The organism is Streptomyces phyllanthi, from assembly GCF_009377205.1.
Taxonomy (GTDB): Bacteria; Actinomycetota; Actinomycetes; order Streptomycetales; family Streptomycetaceae; genus Streptomyces; species Streptomyces phyllanthi.
Genome location: NZ_VJZE01000023.1, coordinates 26,161 through 43,393 on the forward strand (window position 1 = coordinate 26,161; position 17,233 = coordinate 43,393).

Genomic DNA, 17,233 nt, shown 5'->3' on the forward strand with positions numbered 1-17,233 from the left:
CGCCGGTCGTGGCCGGAAGGGCGGGCCGGGCAGCCCGGTGACGGCGTGGGTGGCCGGGGCGCCCCAGGCAGCCCGGTCCACGTGCCGGCGGCGAAAGGCGTCTCCGTCGCGCCCGGAGGGCCAGGGCGGACCGGTCATGCGCGGGTGGCCGGGACAGGCCGGTCACGCCTTGCCACCGAGCGGAGCCCTGGGTGATAATCCGCCCTCATCTCTTGGTCATGAGCACGTCCACGACCGTCCGTACCCGTGCGTGTTCGTGCCGTTTTCTCTGTGGGGGGCCACTGCCCGATGGGCGCGACTCTGCGTGCGCTGCGCGCTCTTGTGCTGCTCGCCGGCTTCTATCTGCTCGGCGTGTTCCTGCTGGCGGCGCTCGCGGGCGGCGACTACCTGCTGTATCTGCACGCTCCGGCCGGGGTCGCCGCCAAGCTGTACCTCGTCTCCGTACTGCTGGCGATCCCGCTGGTACGCGGCCTGTTCATGCTGCGCACTCCGAAGGGTGAGGAGATCGCGGGCCTGCCCGTCACGGAGGCCGACGAACCGGAGCTCTGGCGAACCGTGCGGGAGCTGGCCGAGCAGGTCGGCACCCGCGCGCCCTCGCGCATCGTGCTCACGGGCGACGTCAACGCCGCCGTCGGTGAGGACGCCCGGCTGCTCGGCCTGCTCCCCGGACGCCGCAGCCTCTATCTGGGCATCCCCCTGGCGCAGGGCCTGACCGAGGCCCAGCTGCGGGCGGTCCTGGCCCACGAGCTGGGTCACTACGCGAACTCCGACACCCGGCTCGCCGCCATCTCCGTACGCGGCCGCGCCCAGGTGCTGCGTACCATCGCGCACTTCGAGGAGCGGGCCGACAGGACCGCGGGACGCGAACGGGCTCGGCAGGAGAAGAGGAACACCAGGGCCGCGGCCAAGGGGAAGAAGGGGAAGGAAGCCGAGGCGGGTCACGCGGGCATCACGTACCGCGCGATGGCGAGGATCTACATCGGCTACGCCAAGCTGTACTTCCGCGCCACGCTCGCCGGCTCCCGCCGTCAGGAGTACGCCGCCGACGCCGCGGCCGCCCGGATCGCCGGACGGGACGCCACCGCGTCGGCGCTGCGCGAGATCCCGGCGCTGGACGCGGCGTTCGGGTTCTACATGGAGCGCTATGCGACGCTCGGATCCGAGACCGGGCTGCTTCCGCCCCGCGGCGAGGTGTTCGGCGGCTTCGGCCGGATGCTGAACGCACGCCAGCTCGAACTGGTCGAGCTGCGCACCCAGCTGCCCACGGAGCCCTCCTCGCCGTACGACTCGCACCCGCCCATCGCCGACCGGGTCCAGCACGTCGAGGCCCTGCCCGCCGACGGGCGCGCGGAGGAGGCCAGGGGCGCGGCCCTCGCCCTCCTCGCCGACCCGGAGCGCACCCTGGCGGCCCTGGAGGACGCGGTCCTGACGGACGAGGTACGGCGCTTCCGGCGCACCCGCGACTGGCAGGAACTGCTCGACGGCGCGATGGCCGAGGGCCTCGGCTCGCTCAGCACACCGCTGCACCGGGCACTGGCCTTCTACACCAAGGACCAGCCCACGCTGCCCGCGCTGCTTCAGGTGATCGACGACGGGCAGCTGTGGCAGCTGGCCCGGCGGCTGCCGCTGTCCGACGAGGCAGCCGCGGCGAAGGGCCGTGCCTTCCGCGAGTTCGCCCGCCCCGCCCTGCGGGAGTCGCTGAACAGCATGGCGCTCGCCGACCTCAGCGCCCGCTCCCTGCTGAGCTGGGAGTTCTCCTGGTCCCAGCCCGCCACCGTGCATCTGCCGCCCGCGCCCGACGGCGAGGAGGCCGACCTGGGCGCCGCGATCGAGGCGGCGGTCGCCGACCACCCGGACACCGGGCCGCTGCGCGCCCTCCTCTCCCACACCCCCAGAGAAAGAGAAACGGACACCCGGCCATGACCGTACTGCTATGGACCCTCGGCATCCTGGCCACACCCTTCGTGCTCTTCGCCCTGTATCTGGCCGGGGTGTTCGTCAAGGAGCTCTTCTCGCCCAGCGACGACTCCGACGATGCGGCGGAGACCGCCGGGAAACTCGGCCTGCTGCCCGCGGAACGGCAGAACGCGGAGCACGCGGGTCCGCTGCCCGCCGGCTGGGAGGCGGCGTTCGCAGCCGTGCGGGGCGGTGACTGGAAGGCCGCCGCCGCGCTGCTGCGGGACATCGGCCGCGACTGGGAGCGCCGGTCCATGGCCGCGTACCTCCTGGCCGAGATGGCGGCCGAGGAGGACGGCTGGCTGCTCGCCTGGGAGGCCGACCTGGCCGACGACCCGGACGCGGCCGTGGTCCGGGCGCGCAGCACGGTGATCCTCGCCTGGAAGCTGCGGGGCGCCAAGCGGGCCAACTACACGACGAGTGAGCAGTTCGCGGGCTTCCACCGGACGCTCCAGGCGTCCCGTGAGGAGATCGCACGGGCGGCGGCGCTGAACCCCGACGACCCCACTCCGTACATCACGGAGATCTGGGTCGCGCTCGGACTCGGCTACCCGCACTCCGAGATGGACAAGCTGTGGACGGAGATCACCGCACGCTCCCCGCACCACTACGAGGCGCACTTCTCGGCCCTGCAGTACTGGTGCGAGAAGTGGCGGGGCTCGCAGGCCCTCGCGACCGAGTTCGCCGAGCGTGCGGCGGCGAGAGCGCCGCTGGGCAGCCTGCTCACCGTGCTGCCCCTGATAGCCCACTTCGAGCACGACAAGTCGGACGACACCAGTGCCGACATCACCCCCGAGATGGTGGCCCGGGTGGACGCCGGCCTCGCCGACGCCGCCGCGGCCGACCCGGCCCATCCGCGGCTGCCCGAGCTGCGGCACCTGCTGGCGTTCTACCTGTCGCTCCAGGACCGGGACGAGATGGCGCTCGAGCAGTTCAAGCTGGTCGACGGGTACGTGAACGCGCTCCCCTGGCGCTACGAGGGGGACGGCGAGGCGATGGCCGCGTACTACTGCCGTATCAGGAACGCGAGCGCACAGGCGGCGAGCGCCGGGACAGCCTGAGACGGCGGGAGCCTGTCGGGTACCGACGGAATGCGGGCGGCACCGGGAACGTTGTGCGTGGTGCCGCCCGACCCGCCCACCGAGGCCCCGCCCGCACACCGAAAGCCGTCCCAAGTCGTCAGGAGATCGCCATGCTCTTCGGCCGCAAGCCCGTCCTGCCCACACCCGAGCAGGCGCTGAACGGCCGCCCGGAACGGGCCTTCACGGTCCCGGACCGCCACACCGTCCTCGGCAACCCGCTGCTGGGCCCCTACCCCGAGGGCCTGGAGACCGCCGACTTCGGCATGGGCTGCTTCTGGGGCGCCGAGCGCAAGTTCTGGCAGCTTCCCGCCGGGGTCCACACGACCCTGGTCGGCTACCAGGGCGGCCACACCGAGAACCCCACGTACGAGGAGGTCTGCTCGGGCCTGACGGGCCACACGGAGGTCGTCCGCGTGGTCTACGACCCGTCCGTCATCTCGTACAACCGCCTGCTCCAGGTCTTCTGGGAGTCCCACGACCCCACCCAGGGCTTCCGCCAGGGCAACGACGTCGGCACGCAGTACCGCTCCGCCGTCTACACCCACACCCCCGCCCAGGCCACGGCGGCCGAGGCCTCCCGCGAGGCCTACCAGAAGGTCCTCACGGCCTCCGGCCACGGCACGATCACCACGGAGATCCTCCCGGCCGAGGGTCGCGAGTTCTTCCCAGCCGAGGGGTATCACCAGCAGTACCTCGACAAGAACCCGGCAGGTTACTGCGGTATCGGCGGCACGGGTGTGGCCTGCCCGGTCGGCGTGGCCTCCGCCGAGGGCTGACGCCCCCGCCCCCGGGGGTCCTGGTACGACGTACGACGTACGACCACCGGACGCACCTCCCTCCCTCCGCCCCGGCCAAACTGAACGGCACCCGCTCTCTCAAGGGCGGGTGCCGTTCGGTGTTCCTGCAGTGAAGGGGGGTGTCGTGCTCGGGTCGTGGGCTAACCGACCATGGACGGCGCGTACGGGGACAGGGCCGGAGCGAGCTGGATTCCGGGGGCCAGGCCGAGGGCGACGAGGGCGTCGGGGAGGCCGCGTCCGACGCGGGCCCCTTCCAGGGTGCCCGGATCGGCCAGGGGACGGCAGCTGGCGGCGATGATCTCGAACAGCCGCTCCACCCGGCCCGGTCCGCGGGGCAGCAGCTGGCCGTGGAAGTCCTCGTGGTGGGCGAGTACGAGGGCGGCGAGACCGGCCACATGGGCCGAGGCCGTGCCGGTGCCGTCGAGGGCCGCGTATCCGCCGCGCGGGGAGCACGACAGGACGGCCACACCGGGGGCGGCCGCGTCGACCGCGGGGCCGTAGCAGCTGAACGGCGCGGCGAACAGGCCTTCAGGAGTGAGCTGCTTGCCCGAGTGGGTGGCCTGGGAGGTGTCAGGCGGGTAGGAGCCGAAGACTCCCAGCGCGCCCACGGTGAACACGGTGGGCAGCGAGCCCGGGAAGGCGACCGGTCCCGCCATGTCGCCCGCGGGAGCGACGCAGGCGATGCCCGCCGCGTTGGCGTCGGCCAGTTTGCGTGAGACCAGGGCCGAGGAGTACGGGGCCGCCACGCCGATGTGGGCGATGTCGATCTCGCGTTCGATGCAGTGGTCCAGGGCGGCGACCAGATCGCTGAAGCAGCCGTCCGGCTGCACCTGGCAGACCTCGATCTCGGCGTCGACCGCGATACCGATGAGGCCCCGGCCGGTGTCCGCCCCGGCGATGATGCCCGCCGCGTGGGTACCGGTGCCCACCGGGTCCTGGGCCCAGCCCTCTTCCGTGCCTCGGACGAGATCGACCCCGGAGCGCACCCGCTGCTTCAGGTCGGGGTGGTCCGCGGCGACACCGGATCCGATGACCGCGACCCTGACCCCGAAGGCACGGAACGTGGGAGGCAGCCGGTCGAGCCGCATGGCCTGCTGGCCCCAGCCGTACTGCTGGCGGTCCTCCAGTCCGGGGGACACCTTGCCCAGCGGTGTGAGCGTGACCAGGTTCTCCCTGGTCACCGAGAGGTCGGGGCGGTGGATCCAGCGGTCCAGATAGCCGCCCGCGGGCCGGACGTAGAGGGACTGGACGGACTCCGCGGTCTCCGTGGCGAGCGTGACGGTGACCGTCCCGTCCTCCCCGGTGAGGGCCTGGGCCGGCCATGACGCTCCGATCAGGAAGACCCCGGCCCCGGCCAGCGGCTCGCCGTCCGGGCCGCACACGCGCAGCGAGATCCGAAGGGGCCGCTCCAGCGGCATGACGAGCCCCGGATCGCGGAGCGGCAGGAGGCCCACGGCCGGCGCGGCGGCGGGTCCGGTTCCCGACAGCGGCAGGTCCGGCTCGATGTGTACGTGCAGCGAGCGCATCGACGGCACCTGGGTCTCGGCGGCCTCGACGACCGCGATCTCCGGGCAGGAGGGGTGCAGCCCGGCCGATTCGAGCTTCTCGGACGGCCGGAGCCTGCGGGTCACCTTGACCTCGGGCATCCGGTCCAGCCGCTCGCACACCGCGTCCATGCTCAGCGCGGGCACCCCTGGCGGAAGCAGATGCTGTGGCAGCGGTGTCACCATGTACCGCTCCCGGCGCGGTTGCACCTGGAGCGGCGACTGCGCGCCCTTCTTGCGTGGCGCCGCTTCCTTGCCCTCGGGTCCGGGGCCCGCCCCCGCGCCCTCGGCCCCGCTCTCGCGGTTGTTTCCGGGCCTTTCCTTGACCATTACGTCCACCTTCACCACGCCTACGTCGTCGTATGTGTGCTTCTGACCGGGAGACGGGGCGGCCTGCGTTTCCACGGGGACGCGGTGTGCCCGGGAACCGCTCCGGGCACACCGCTTCACGCCGCCCTCAGATCAGCCAATGCCGAACGGCTGACCCATCTGGCCGAAGCCGAAGCCCGACTGCTGGTAGGGCTGCTGGTACTGCTGGCCGAAGGACTGCTGGCCGCCCCACTGCTGCTGACCCTGCTGGCTCTGCTGGAGCAGCGCCACGATGGCGGTCGGCAGGGCCTGCTGGACGGACTGCTCCACGGCCTGCCGGATGCCCGCGTGCAGCGAGCGGTGCAGCGCCAGCGCCAGGTAGGGGTGCGCCTGCTGGGCGAGGCCCTGCTGCTGGAACTGCTGCTGGATCTGCTGGATCTGCTGGAACGTCTGCTGCACACGCTGCGCAACCTGCTGGCTCGCCTGCTGGCAGGCCTGCTGGACCGCCTGCTGGACCACCTGGGCGATCTGCTGCGGGCCGGCCTGCTGGCCGAGGCCGGTCTGCTGCATGGGTTGCGTACCGGTCATCACCGACATGGGTGCTCCGTTCGATTCGTTGCCACCTGATGGAAGTCGACATTAGGTTTATGTCGACTTTGTCGGATTTCCCGACGAACTGAAGCTAAGACGGCGCCGACCCGGCCGCAATCGGAGGGCCCGCCCATGGGGAGCGACCGGGGTCCGATCACCAGCGCCACCAGCCCCGTACGCGCCTGACACAGGCCCTCGTGGGCCCGCCGCACAAGGCCGGCGCGGCCTTCGGCCGGTCGGCCGGCCGACCGGGATCCGGGCTTCACCCGGCTGAAAACCGTGCCGCCGTCCGGGTGAGTTCACCTCACGTCGGAACCGCGTGCGTCTCGTCGTCGGGTTCGAAGGAGGACAGGATCTGCTGCAGGGCCGCCTGGTCCGGGCCCACGAAGGGGGGCGAGCCGGCGGCCGAGCCCAGGGTGTCGATCATCGAGTCGGTGACCCCCGAGGCCGGGGGCAGATGGGTGGAGAGGACGAGGCCGGGCTCCCAGTCCCGGACCGGCCGGAAGCTCTCCAGGTACTTGTCCACGTCCACGTTCTGCACCCAGGGGCTGTCGACCGTCGCCCACAGGAGCTGTGCGGCGCGCAGGTCCTCCGTGCCGACCTCCCGGACGTCCTCGGCCTGCGCCAGGTCGGCGGTGGGCAGCGGCGCTCCGAAGCAGTCGGAGCTGAAGCACACCCCCGACCGGTCGTCGAGGAGGCCGACCGTGGCCGGGTTGTCGAAGAGCGGCGGCCTGAACGCCGTGAGCGTACGGTCGCCGACGTCCAGGGCCTGGCCCGGGTTGAGCAAATACACGCGGTCGAGGGGCAGCGGCCGTTCGCAGGACATGATCCCGGCGCTCAGGAACGTCGTCACGACACGCGCCTCGGGCGCCGCCGCGAGCAGATCGAAGATCCCGCCCGTGTGGTCGCGGTCCGGGTGCGTGAGCCAGATCCATCGCACATCGGCGGGATCCAGTACGGAGCCGACCGTCTCGAGGAAGTTCCGGTCGGGCAGCCCGAGGCCCGTGTCGACGACGACGGGCTCGGGGGCGAACAGTACGTAGGCGTTCACCGGGAGATGTCCGATCCCGGGTACCTCCAGGCTGTCGGCCAGGACGCTGGTGTCCGGGCGGACCTTGTGGACGGGCATGTCACACCTCTGGCCCCCCTGGGGTGGCGATCGTGCCGCGGCCTGCTACTCCATCCTCAGCCCTTCGCACGGGTGACGCATTCGGGAAAGAATGCGCGGCGGACGCGTACGGGAGCGACACCTGCGGGAGCGAGGGGGACGTCGTGCTGTTCGGCCGGGATCGGGAGATGCGCATGCCCACGCGCGAGGAGGCGCCGCCGGGGCGCGCCGCGCTCGCGTACGTGGTGCCCGAGCGGCATGCCGTGCTCGGGACCGCGCTGCGGGGGCCGTATCCCGAGGGCTTCGAGGTCGGGGACTTCGCGCTCGGCTGCTTCTGGGGCGCCGAGCGGCGGTACTGGCAGCTGCCGGGCGGCGTATGGACGACGCTGGTCGGCTTCCAGGGGGGCTACACGCCCCATCCCGTGGACGACGAGATGCGTACGGGACTGACGGGGCACGCGGAAACGGTGCGCGTGGTGTTCGATCCGGCCCGGGTGTCGTACGGCGATCTGCTCACCCTCTTCTGGGAGTCCCACGACCCCACGCAGGGCTTCCGCCAGGGCAACGACGTGGGCACCCATGTCCGGTCGGTGCTCTTCCCCCACTCCCCCGCCCAGCGGGCGGCCGCCGAGGGGAGCAGGGCGCGCTACCAGCGGGCTCTGTCCGCGGCGGGGTACGGCGGGATCACCACGGAGATCCTCCCCGCCGAGGAGCACCCGTTCTACCCGGCGAGCGCCCTGCACCAGCAGTACCTGGCCAGGAATCCGGCCGGGTACTGCGGGCTCGGTGGCACGGGGGTCTCCTGTCCGAAGGCGGGCTGAAGGGCCGGCGAGCCGTCAACTTCCGCTGCCGTACGGCCGGGTCAGGATCTCCAGGTTGTGGCCGTTCGGGTCGTCGAAGTAGGTGCCGCGGCCACCGTCGTTCGTGTTGATCTCCATCGCGCGGCGGTGGTACGGGTCCGCCCAGTACGTCAGTCCGGCCGCCCTGATGCGGGAGAAGATCTCGTCGAAGTCGTCCTCCGAGACCAGGAAGGCGTAGTGCTGGGGTGTGACGGGCCCGGTCGTGTCGATGTAGTCGAGGGTCACTCCGTTGGGGACCTCGACGGGGATGAACGGGCCGTACTGCGGACTCACTTCCAGGCCCAGGATGCCGGCGAGGAACTGGGCCGACGCCTCCTTGTCCCGAGCGGCGACGATCGTGTGGTTCAGCTCGACAGACATGGCGAAGCCTCCTTCGCGTACATGTCCCACGCTAGGCCCGTCCCCGTGCTGGGACGACCTCCCGGAGAAAGCCGGGCGCCCGGTGGACCGACTGCTCCGGTCCACCGGGCGCCCCGGGGTGCCGTACGACCTCCGTACGGCTCGGTCCCGTACGGCTCAGTCCTTGATCTCGCAGATCGCGGCGCCGGAGGTGACGGACGCGCCGACCTCGGCGGCCAGGCCCTTGATCGTGCCGGCCTTGTGGGCGTTGAGGGGCTGCTCCATCTTCATCGCCTCCAGGACGACGACCAGGTCGCCCTCCTTGACCTCCTGGCCCTCCTCGACGGCGATCTTCACGATGGTGCCCTGCATCGGCGAGGCGAGGGTGTCGCCGGAGGCGACGGGGCCGGACTTCTTGGCCGCGCGCCGCTTGGGCTTGGCACCCGCCGCGAGTCCCGTACGGGCCAGCGACATGCCCAGGGAAGCCGGCAGGGAGACCTCGAGCCGCTTGCCGCCGACCTCGACGACGACCGTCTCACGGCCCGCCTCGTCCTCGGCCTCGACCGCCTCGGCGGGGACGGCGAAGGGTGCGATGTCGTTGACGAACTCGGTCTCGATCCAGCGGGTGTGGACCGTGAACGGGTCGGTGGAGCCGGTCAGTTCGGGCGCGAACGCCGGGTCCCTGACCACCGCGCGGTGGAAGGGGATCGCGGTCGCCATGCCCTCGACCTGGAACTCCGCCAGGGCGCGCGCGGCCCGCTGGAGCGCCTGCTCGCGGGTGGCGCCGGTGACGATCAGCTTGGCGAGCAGGGAGTCCCAGGCCGGGCCGATGACCGAACCGGACTCGACGCCCGCGTCCAGGCGCACGCCCGGACCCGACGGCGGGGCGAACGTCGTGACCGTGCCGGGCGCCGGCAGGAAGTTGCGGCCCGGGTCCTCGCCGTTGATACGGAACTCGAAGGAGTGACCGCGCAGCGGCGGGTCGTCGTACCCGAGCTCCTCGCCGTCGGCGATACGGAACATCTCGCGCACCAGGTCGATACCGGCGACCTCCTCGGTGACCGGGTGCTCCACCTGGAGGCGGGTGTTGACCTCCAGGAAGGAGATCGTGCCGTCGAGGCCGACCAGGAACTCCACGGTGCCGGCGCCGACGTAGCCGGCCTCCTTGAGGATCGCCTTGGAGGCGCTGTACAGCTCGGCGACCTGCCCGTCGGAGAGGAAGGGCGCCGGGGCCTCCTCGACCAGCTTCTGGTGGCGGCGCTGGAGGGAGCAGTCACGGGTGGAGACGACGACCACGTTGCCGTACCGGTCGGCCAGGCACTGGGTCTCCACGTGCCGGGGCTTGTCCAGGTAGCGCTCCACGAAGCACTCGCCCCGGCCGAACGCGGCCACCGCCTCGCGCACGGCGGACTCGTACAGCTCGGGAACCTCTTCCAGGGTGCGGGCGACCTTCAGGCCGCGCCCCCCGCCGCCGAACGCCGCCTTGATGGCGATCGGCAGACCGTGCTCCTCGGCGAACGCCACGACCTCCTCGGCACCGGAGACCGGGTCGGGCGTGCCGGCGACCAGCGGGGCCCCGGCGCGCTGGGCGATATGACGGGCCGCCACCTTGTCACCCAGGTCGCGGATCGCCTGCGGGGGCGGGCCGATCCAGATCAGCCCGGCGTCCAGGACCGCCTGCGCGAACTCGGCGTTCTCGGAGAGGAACCCGTAGCCGGGGTGGATCGCGTCCGCGCCGGAGTCCTTGGCCGCCTGCAGCACCTTGGCGATGTCCAGGTAACTGGTGGCCGGGGTGTCACCGCCCAGGGCGAACGCCTCGTCCGCGGCACGCACGTGCAGGGCGTCCCGGTCCGGGTCGGCATACACGGCCACGCTCGCGATCCCGGCGTCCCGGCAGGCCCGGGCGACGCGGACAGCGATTTCGCCACGGTTGGCGATCAACACCTTGCGCACGATGGCTCCCTCTCCTTGAAACAAGCCGAGTTTAGGGACTGCCGACACGGCGATTCGACCCGTCCTCAATGGTGAGCTTCCCCACACGGAGCGTGAGTGGAGGCTTGCTCGAGCAGCGAAATCCCTTGTCGCACGGCACTACGCAGGACTCCACCGGAAAACCCTAGCCCTCACATGTGGTCAAGGTCTCTATGAGGCCACGCTGCGGCCCGGCGGGTTTCTTTGTGGAATCCCTACTAACGACCCAGTGAATCTTTGCCCGTGCGAGACCTCTTGTCCCCCGGTTTACCCGTTAGTAGCGTTCGCGATGTCTTCAGCGTCGTACTACGGGTAACGAGTGCCGCGCACCAGGAGTGGCTACAGCGGCAGCGAAAGTGGGTGGCATCGGTGATCCGGAGACCGGTGGCGGTGATCACGGCGATCGTGCTCTTCGCCGAGGGCGGGGGCCTCGCCTGGCTCAACTGGTTCCTCGGCATCGTCGTCGACCGCCAGGACATGTCCCTGGCCGGACTCGACCCCCACGCGATGTCCGTCTCGTCGAAGGCCGGAGGCGTGGTCTTCGGCCTCTACTTCGCCCTGTGCGGCGTCGCCGCGCTGCTGGTCGCCCTGCGGGACCGGCCCGCGAGGGGCGTCTGGCGCATCCTGCTGATCAGCGTGGCCGTGGTGCACGGGCTGCTCGGCGCGTTCGTGGTGGGCCTGGTGGGCTGGGGCGCGTTCGCGTTCATGATGGTCGTCCTGGGGCTGGTCCTGCTCACCCTGATGACGTACGACCGCCAGGTGGGGCCGGCTGACGCGGTGTCCGGGGGCGACGGCAACGGCACCGGCGGCGGCCCGGAGGGCGGCAAGGACGACGGCGGGTCCCCGGTCGAGGACGGCCCGGCCCCGGTCACGCCTCCGGCGCCGAGCACCTCCTGAGAGCGTCGCCCGGTCACTTCTCCCTGGGCGCCCACAACTCCGTGATGCCCACGCCCAGTTCGGACAGCAGGCGCCGCACCAGCGGAAGGCTGATCCCGATGACGTTGCCGTGGTCACCGTCGATCCCGTCGATGAACGGTGCCGAGCGGCCGTCGAGCGTGAACGCCCCGGCCACGTAAAGGGGTTCACCCGAGGCGACGTACGCGGCGATCTCCTCGTCGGTCGGATCGCCGAAGCGGACCACGGTGGACGCGATACCGGAGGTGTAGCGGCCGCTCGCGGTGTCCCAAACGCAGTGCCCGGTCTGGAGCGTGCCCGCCCGGCCGCGCATCGACTTCCAGCGGGCCGTGGCCTCCTCGGCGTCAGCGGGCTTGCCGAGCGCCTCGCCGTCCAGGTCGAGCACCGAGTCGCAGCCGATCACCAGGGCGCCCTTGACCTCGGGCTTCGCCGCCACGACGGAGGCCTTCGCCTCGGCCAGGGCGAGCGCGAGCTCGGCGGGCGTGGGGGCGGTCACGGCGTCCTCGTCGACCCCGCTGACGATCACCTCGGGGTCGAGCCCGGCCTGGCGGAGCAGCCCGAGGCGGGCGGGGGACTGGGAAGCGAGCACGAGTCGGCGGCGCGGCTGATCAGTCATGCGGCCAGGGTATCGGCGCGGCCCTGGCCGCCGTTCGGGGCCGCCTGCTCACCTCACGCCGGGGCTCTTGGAGTTCCTCACCTCACGCCGAGGACGAGCATCGCGAGCACCATGGCCAGTGCCATGAGAACACCAAGCCGCCGCAGCATGTCCTGCGTGTCACGCAGTTCCTTGGGCGGCTCGTTCTTGGGGTCGGACCACAGCATGTCAACGATGCTGCGACCCGTGGGGCTCCTGGCGCCTGAGTACGCGTACTCAACTTGCGCGGTCCGGGATGACTAGGCCTCCCGGACCGCACAGGACGGGTCTGCTAGGGCCAGTACGTACGGCCCCACGCCGTCGGTCCCGGCTGGGGCAGACGGTGGGCGGCGATACGCGACGGGTCGGCCCAGGAGTCGCGGGGGCGGGGCGCGCCGGACGGCTCGGTGACCGCCGCCGCGGCGCGCGCCCGGACCACCGCCAGTGCGGCGGCCAGCTCCTCCGGGGTCGGATTGCCCCGTACGACCTTGATCGTCATGACGGCTCCAGAGGTCGAGGTGGGTCGAGGTGGTCGAGGTCCGTGTCTGGAAGACGAGGTCCAGAGGTCCAGAGGCTAGAGGGGGATGTTGCCGTGCTTCTTCGGAGGCAGGCTCTCCCGCTTCGTCCGCAGGGAACGCAGGCCGCGCACGATGTGGGAGCGGGTGTCTGACGGCATGACCACCGCGTCGATGTAGCCGCGCTCGGCCGCCGTGTACGGGTTGAGCAGCGCGTCCTCGTACTCCTGGATCAGGCGCGCCCGGACCTCCTCGCGCTCCTCCTCGGAGGCGGCGGCGATGGTGCGCCGGTGCAGGATGTTGACCGCGCCCTGGGCGCCCATGACGGCGATCTGGGCGGTCGGCCAGGCGAGGTTGAGGTCCGCGCCGAGGTGCTTGGAGCCCATGACGTCGTACGCGCCGCCGAACGCCTTGCGGGTGATCACCGTGATCAGCGGGACGGTCGCCTCGGCGTACGCGTAGATCAGCTTGGCGCCGCGGCGGATGATGCCGTCGTGCTCCTGGTCGACGCCGGGGAGGAAGCCGGGTACGTCGACGAAGGTGATGACCGGGACGTTGAAGGCGTCGCAGGTGCGGACGAAGCGGGCCGCCTTCTCGGACGCGTCGATGTCGAGGCAGCCGGCGAACTGCATCGGCTGGTTGGCGACGACGCCCACCGGGTGGCCCTCGACGCGGCCGAAGCCGGTGATGATGTTCGGTGCGAACAGCGGCTGCGTCTCGAAGAACTCGGCGTCGTCCAGGACGTGTTCGATCACCGTGTGCATGTCGTACGGCTGGTTCGCGCTGTCCGGGACCAGGACGTCGAGCTCGCGGTCCTCGTCGGTGAGGGTGAGGTCCGCCTCCTCCGGGAACGCCGGGGGCTCGCTGAGGTTGTTGGACGGCAGGTACGACAGCAGCTGCTTGACGTACTCGATGGCGTCCTTCTCGTCGCCCGCCATGTGGTGGGCCACGCCCGAGGTGGCGTTGTGGGTGCGGGCGCCGCCCAGTTCCTCGAAGCCGACGTCCTCGCCGGTGACGGTCTTGATCACGTCCGGCCCTGTGATGAACATGTGCGAGGTCTGGTCGACCATGACCGTGAAGTCGGTGATCGCCGGGGAGTAGACCGCGCCGCCCGCGCAGGGGCCCACGACCAGGCTGATCTGCGGGATCACCCCGGAGGCGTGGGTGTTGCGGCGGAAGATCTCGCCGTACATGCCGAGGGCCGAGACACCCTCCTGGATGCGGGCGCCGCCGGAGTCGTTGATTCCGATGACCGGACAGCCCGTCTTCAGGGCGAAGTCCATCACCTTCATGATCTTCTGGCCGAAGACCTCGCCGAGGGCGCCGCCGAAGACGGTGAAGTCCTGCGAGAACACGGCGACCGGACGGCCGTCCACCGCGCCGTACCCGGTGACGACCCCGTCCCCGTATGGGCGGTTCTTCTCCAGGCCGAAGTCGGTGGACCGGTGCTGGGCGAACTCGTCGAACTCCACGAAGGAGCCCTCGTCGAGCAACAGTTCGATCCGCTCACGGGCCGTCAGCTTGCCCTTCGCGTGCTGCTTCTCCACCGCGCGCTCGGAGCCGGCGTGCGTCGCTTCATGGATGCGGCGCCTCAGATCCGCGAGCTTGCCCGCGGTGGTGTGGATGTCGATCTCTTCGACCGTCTGGCGCTCTTCCGGCTCGGACATCGGGATACGGCTCCCTGCCTGCTCAATGGGGACGTGAGGGGGACATGCTCGGTGACGCTCGGTGACCCGCTCAAAAGGGGGGACGGCTACTCATCCGTAGCGTAGTGCTGTGCCTACCGTTCGGCAGTGCGGCGTTGACCACACCTACGCTGGGTTTCATGACGCCGAGAGACCCCTCCGAAGACGCGAACGACCAGCCGGGCGGCAGCCGGGGCGACGGCCCCCGCGGCAGCCGGTGGTCCGATCTGGACCGGCCTCCCCTCAACGGGGCCGCCCTGCGCAGGGCCCTGGTCCGTGAGGGCGGGCTGTGGTCCGGGGTGGACGTGGTGCAGCGCACCGGATCCACCAACTCCGACCTCGCGGCCCTCGCCGACGCGGGCAGGGCCGCCGAGGGCGCGGTGCTCGTCGCCGAGGAGCAGCAGGCGGGGCGCGGGCGGCTGGACCGCGTCTGGACCGCCCCGGCGCGCTCCGGCCTCTTCTTCTCGGTGCTCCTGAAGCCCGCCGAGGTGCCCGTGGAGCGCTGGGGCTGGCTGCCGCTGCTCACGGGAGTGGCCGTGGCCACCGGGCTCTCGCGCGCGGCCGGCGTGAACACGGCACTCAAATGGCCCAACGACCTGCTGGTGACGGTGGGCGGTGAGGAACGCAAGGCGGGCGGCATCCTCGCCGAGCGCGCCGGCACCGACGGCGTGGTCGTCGGCATCGGCGTCAACGTCACGCTCCGCGAGGACGAGCTGCCCGTCCCCACGGCCGGCTCCCTGTCCCTGGCGGGTGCGACGAACACGGACCGCGACCCGCTGCTGCGGGCCGTCCTCCGCTCCCTGGAGCAGTGGTACGGCACATGGCGCGAGGCGGGCGGCGACCCGGCCCTCAGCGGCCTCCAGGAGACGTACGCGGCGGGCTGCGCGACGCTGGGCCGCAGGGTCCGCGCGGAACTCCCCGGCGACCGCTCGATCGTCGGGGAGGCGGTCGCGGTGGACAGCGACGGGCGGCTGGTGCTGGCCACGGCGGAGGGCGTACAGGAGCCCGTGGGGGCGGGCGACATCGTCCATCTGCGGCCCGAGTGACGCGTGGGGCTACGGGTACTCGGAGCGGGCCGGTGAACGGTGGGGACGATCAGGTCGTACGAGTCGGGGGGTGATCCCCGGATCCGAACCCGACGGCATGGGAACGCCGGCGACCGAAGTACGACAGAAAGGACGTACGACGGAGGCGTACGACAAAGGAGTGAGCCAGCGCACACCTGCCGTACAGTTGAGGCCGGTCGATACATGACCGTGGCAGATCGGAAGGGCAGCAGGCGTGACCGTCGACGACACGGGTTCCGGCACGGGTGCCCACCCCGCTCCCGACGGCGGCCCGAACCGTACCGCCGGTTCTGCGGGCGACACGTCGGCCGCACGGGTCGACCGGTTCGAGGCGCGGACGCGGGTGGACGGCCAGGACCCCGCCCCCACCGAGAACCCGCTGGCACTGCGTCTCGAAGGGCTCATCCTCGGCGCCGAGCGCCGCTACACCCCGTTCCAGGCGGCCCGCAGCGCGGGTGTGTCCATGGAGCTGGCGTCCCGGTTCTGGCGGGCCATGGGCTTCGCGGACATCGGCCAGGCCAAGGCGCTCACCGAGGCCGACGTCCTCGCGCTGCGGCGGCTTGCCGGTCTGGTCGAGGCGGGGCTGCTCAGCGAGGCGATGGCGGTGCAGGTGGCCCGTTCCACAGGGCAGACCACGGCCCGGCTGGCCGAGTGGCAGATCGACTCCTTCCTGGAGGGCCTGACCGAGCCGCCGGAGCCGGGCATGACCCGCACCGAGGTCACCTATCCCCTGGTGGAGCTGCTGCTGCCTGAGCTGGAGGAGTTCCTCGTCTACGTCTGGCGGCGCCAGCTCGCCGCCGCGACCGGCCGGGTCGTCCAGGCCGCCGACGACGAGGAGATGGTCGACCGGCGGCTGGCCGTCGGCTTCGCCGACCTGGTCGGGTTCACACGGCTGACCCGGCGTATGGAGGAGGAGGAGCTGGGCGAGCTCGTCGAGGCCTTCGAGACCACGGCGGCCGACCTGGTGGCCGCGCACGGCGGCCGGCTCATCAAGACCCTGGGCGACGAGGTGCTGTACGCGGCGGACGACTCGGGCACGGCCGCCGAGATCGCGCTCCGGCTGATCGAGACCATGGCGAACGACGAGACGATGCCCGAGCTGCGCGTCGGGATCGCCTTCGGCACGGTGACGACGCGGATGGGCGACGTCTTCGGTACGACCGTGAACCTGGCCTCCCGGCTGACGTCCATAGCCCCCAAGGACGCGGTGCTGGTGGACACCGCGTTCGCCGAGGAGGTCGTCCGCACCGGTGACGCCCCCGCCTCGGAGGCGGAGGCCGCCGAGGCCGCGGCCGCCGCCGAGAAGGAGGGCGAGGAGCCGCCGTCCTACCGCTTCGCGCTCCAGCCGATGTGGCAGCGGCCGGTACGTGGCCTGGGTGTCGTCGAGCCGTGGCTGCTGACGCGGCGGTCGGGATTGCCCTAGCTACTTGCCCCTGAAGAAGTCCGGGTCTGCCTCTCCTCTGGCCAGAGCTGGTGAGGGCCGGGCCATGGCCGCGACAGTGGAGGCGAGTCGTTGCGGCCGGGGGTGGGGCGGTGTTGCGCGTCGCGGGAGTGCAGGACGCCTGGTGGGAGATGTTGCCGGAGCAGGCGCGGCAGTTACCCGCCGAGCTGGCTCGGGTCGATGCTTTCTTGGACGACGAGCGCTTCATCGCCCCGTGGCGGGCGGTGTTCGCCGAGCGGCTGGGGCGGCCGTCGGTGCCGGTGGAGACGCTATTGCGGCTGTTGTATCTCAAGCACCGCTACCAGCTCGGTTACGAGACCCTGTGCCGCGAGGTCGCGGACTCGTTGAGCTGGCGCCGGTTCTGCCGTATCCCGCTGGCCGCCCCGGTGCCGCACCCGACCACGCTGATCAAGCTGGTG

The 17,233-nt window shown here is 71.5% G+C and carries 17 protein-coding genes; 8 read left to right on the forward strand and 9 right to left on the reverse strand.

Annotation, left to right across the window (positions count from 1 at the left end; all coding sequences use genetic code 11):
• The first annotated feature begins 288 nt into the window (after positions 1-288).
• The 3 genes from FNH04_RS06100 (at position 289) to msrA (FNH04_RS06110) (ending at position 3,814) form a co-directional block, all read left to right on the forward strand.
• Complete coding sequence (locus FNH04_RS06100) at positions 289-1,923, forward strand: M48 family metallopeptidase (RefSeq protein WP_152781070.1); 1,635 nt, start codon at positions 289-291, stop codon at positions 1,921-1,923.
• Positions 1,920-3,017, forward strand: coding sequence for a hypothetical protein (locus FNH04_RS06105; RefSeq protein WP_152781072.1), 1,098 nt, complete (start codon positions 1,920-1,922; stop codon positions 3,015-3,017). The genes FNH04_RS06100 and FNH04_RS06105 overlap by 4 nt, the downstream gene beginning before the upstream one ends.
• Positions 3,018-3,148: 131 nt before the next feature.
• Positions 3,149-3,814, forward strand: coding sequence for a peptide-methionine (S)-S-oxide reductase MsrA (gene msrA / locus FNH04_RS06110; protein ID WP_152781074.1), 666 nt, complete (start codon positions 3,149-3,151; stop codon positions 3,812-3,814).
• 161 nt (positions 3,815-3,975) lie between these two features.
• On the opposite strand, the gene FNH04_RS06115 is transcribed toward msrA (FNH04_RS06110), so the two are convergent.
• From FNH04_RS06115 to FNH04_RS06125, 3 genes are all read right to left on the reverse strand, one after another.
• On the reverse strand, positions 3,976-5,709 hold the full coding sequence (locus FNH04_RS06115) for a S8 family serine peptidase (protein ID WP_152781076.1): 1,734 nt from the start codon (positions 5,707-5,709) through the stop codon (positions 3,976-3,978).
• A 132-nt stretch (positions 5,710-5,841) separates the two neighbouring features.
• Positions 5,842-6,276 carry a hypothetical protein gene (locus FNH04_RS06120; RefSeq protein WP_152781078.1) on the reverse strand — a complete coding sequence of 145 codons (435 nt, stop codon included), beginning with the start codon at positions 6,274-6,276 and terminating at the stop codon, positions 5,842-5,844.
• Between the two features lie 307 nt (positions 6,277-6,583).
• On the reverse strand, positions 6,584-7,408 hold the full coding sequence (locus FNH04_RS06125; protein ID WP_152781080.1) for an MBL fold metallo-hydrolase: 825 nt from the start codon (positions 7,406-7,408) through the stop codon (positions 6,584-6,586).
• A gap of 173 nt (positions 7,409-7,581) precedes the next feature.
• Here FNH04_RS06125 and msrA (FNH04_RS06130) point away from each other — a divergent pair, with 173 nt between their 5' ends.
• Positions 7,582-8,208, forward strand: a complete 627-nt coding sequence (gene msrA / locus FNH04_RS06130; RefSeq protein WP_228031179.1) for a peptide-methionine (S)-S-oxide reductase MsrA — start codon at positions 7,582-7,584, stop codon at positions 8,206-8,208.
• Positions 8,209-8,223: 15 nt separating this feature from the next.
• Here msrA (FNH04_RS06130) and FNH04_RS06135 read toward each other — a convergent pair whose 3' ends face one another.
• Positions 8,224-8,607, reverse strand: a complete 384-nt coding sequence (locus FNH04_RS06135; RefSeq protein WP_152781084.1) for a VOC family protein — start codon at positions 8,605-8,607, stop codon at positions 8,224-8,226.
• 156 nt (positions 8,608-8,763) lie between these two features.
• Positions 8,764-10,539: an acetyl/propionyl/methylcrotonyl-CoA carboxylase subunit alpha gene (locus FNH04_RS06140; protein ID WP_322722645.1), complete on the reverse strand. Its 1,776-nt coding sequence runs from the start codon at positions 10,537-10,539 to the stop codon at positions 8,764-8,766.
• Between the two features lie 387 nt (positions 10,540-10,926).
• Here FNH04_RS06140 and FNH04_RS06145 point away from each other — a divergent pair, with 387 nt between their 5' ends.
• Positions 10,927-11,454: a hypothetical protein gene (locus FNH04_RS06145; protein ID WP_322722646.1), complete on the forward strand. Its 528-nt coding sequence runs from the start codon at positions 10,927-10,929 to the stop codon at positions 11,452-11,454.
• A gap of 13 nt (positions 11,455-11,467) precedes the next feature.
• Here FNH04_RS06145 and FNH04_RS06150 read toward each other — a convergent pair whose 3' ends face one another.
• From FNH04_RS06150 to FNH04_RS06165, 4 genes are all read right to left on the reverse strand, one after another.
• Entirely contained in the window at positions 11,468-12,088 is a 621-nt protein-coding gene (locus tag FNH04_RS06150) for a Maf family protein (RefSeq protein ID WP_152781088.1), read from the reverse strand.
• 77 nt (positions 12,089-12,165) lie between these two features.
• Complete coding sequence (gene mmpB / locus FNH04_RS48565) at positions 12,166-12,294, reverse strand: morphogenic membrane protein MmpB (protein WP_152781090.1); 129 nt, start codon at positions 12,292-12,294, stop codon at positions 12,166-12,168.
• A 104-nt stretch (positions 12,295-12,398) separates the two neighbouring features.
• A complete protein-coding gene (locus FNH04_RS06160; RefSeq protein WP_152781092.1) occupies positions 12,399-12,605 on the reverse strand; it encodes an acyl-CoA carboxylase epsilon subunit in 207 nt (68 codons plus the stop codon).
• A 75-nt stretch (positions 12,606-12,680) separates the two neighbouring features.
• On the reverse strand, positions 12,681-14,288 hold the full coding sequence (locus FNH04_RS06165) for an acyl-CoA carboxylase subunit beta (protein WP_152781095.1): 1,608 nt from the start codon (positions 14,286-14,288) through the stop codon (positions 12,681-12,683).
• Between the two features lie 158 nt (positions 14,289-14,446).
• Here FNH04_RS06165 and FNH04_RS06170 point away from each other — a divergent pair, with 158 nt between their 5' ends.
• The 3 genes from FNH04_RS06170 to FNH04_RS06180 form a co-directional block, all read left to right on the forward strand.
• Positions 14,447-15,352, forward strand: coding sequence for a biotin--[acetyl-CoA-carboxylase] ligase (locus FNH04_RS06170; protein ID WP_152781097.1), 906 nt, complete (start codon positions 14,447-14,449; stop codon positions 15,350-15,352).
• A 235-nt stretch (positions 15,353-15,587) separates the two neighbouring features.
• On the forward strand, positions 15,588-16,796 hold the full coding sequence (locus tag FNH04_RS06175) for an adenylate/guanylate cyclase domain-containing protein (RefSeq protein ID WP_386576179.1): 1,209 nt from the start codon (positions 15,588-15,590) through the stop codon (positions 16,794-16,796).
• A 110-nt stretch (positions 16,797-16,906) separates the two neighbouring features.
• Positions 16,907-17,233 (forward strand): transposase (locus FNH04_RS06180; RefSeq protein ID WP_322722647.1); only part of this gene is annotated, 327 nt, incomplete at its 3' end.